This window comes from Flavobacterium succinicans, assembly GCF_001662485.1.
GTDB lineage: Bacteria > Bacteroidota > Bacteroidia > Flavobacteriales > Flavobacteriaceae > Flavobacterium > Flavobacterium succinicans_A.
On record NZ_JMTM01000061.1, the window covers coordinates 1 to 921 of the forward strand.

The following is a 921-nucleotide window of genomic DNA, read 5'->3' on the forward strand; positions in this document are numbered from 1 at the left end:
ACCCCCTCAAAAGTTGTGAATAACTTTATGATGCTTTACATAGGAGTAGCTGTTATGCCTTCGCCCATCTTTTTCTGTTGAGTTTGGTTTTGTTATTTCGTTTCTCTAAGATAGTCTAATACAAATTTAGCATTTTTGCTTACAAAGGTCACTTGGTTGTCTGTGACTTGCTCACCGTGTATTGCATAATTGCAAATGGACAAAATTTCTCTAAGTATTCCGTAAAAGTTATTGTCTATGATTTCAAATTTAGTTAGGTCTTGAATAACTTTCATAGTTGGTTGGTGTCTAAATCTTGGGTCAAATGCTTTCTCTTCAAATCGATTTTCCCAAATTCTTCTTAGTTGATTTTCAATATTGTAACGAACTTTAAACATTGTCAAATTATCTTCAGGAACATCAATTCTACTCGTTAAAGGCTGGTCAATGAAAACACCGTGTTCTTGAAGTTTGGCTTTTACTATTCTGTCAATTTCTTCTTCAAGTTCTGGAAGTTTGCTGTCAGGTGGGGGAGGTCCATATTGACCATAAGCTCGTATTGTTTGATTTAGCGTTTGGTTTTGGCTGGTTCGTATTTCATTTTTTATGTCGCCAAATTTTACATTAATATCTGATTTTAGTTCTTCTATCTCTTTTTTAAGTTTCAGTCCGAAGAACTCAATCTCTGAAAAAATAGGAACCAACATTAAAGCCACAAAAATTAAAAAAATGAAAACGTCAGCTGGGACAGATTGTCCTGTAGTTATAGCTTCATATCTTTTAAAAAGGATAACTCCTGTCAATAGTAGAAGGATTATCCACCAAGTTATTTTAAACCAATTCGGTAATTTCATATTTGTTAAGGTCGTTTTTTTTTGGGTGAGGCATAACGTTCTGGCACTACAGCGGGTTTGGGACTAAATTAAGCCCATTATTCGGATT

General features: G+C 34.2%; 1 protein-coding gene. It reads right to left on the reverse strand.

Annotation, left to right across the window (positions count from 1 at the left end):
- Positions 1–92: 92 nt before the first annotated feature.
- Positions 93–833, reverse strand: coding sequence for a hypothetical protein (locus FLB_RS11445; protein ID WP_064716108.1), 741 nt, complete (start codon positions 831–833; stop codon positions 93–95).
- Positions 834–921: the final 88 nt, after the last annotated feature.

Excerpts from the sequence above, each read along its gene's own strand:
- FLB_RS11445 (WP_064716108.1), bottom strand. The coding sequence starts at position 833 with ATGAAATTACCGAATTGGTTTAAAATAACTTGGTGGATAATCCTTCTA.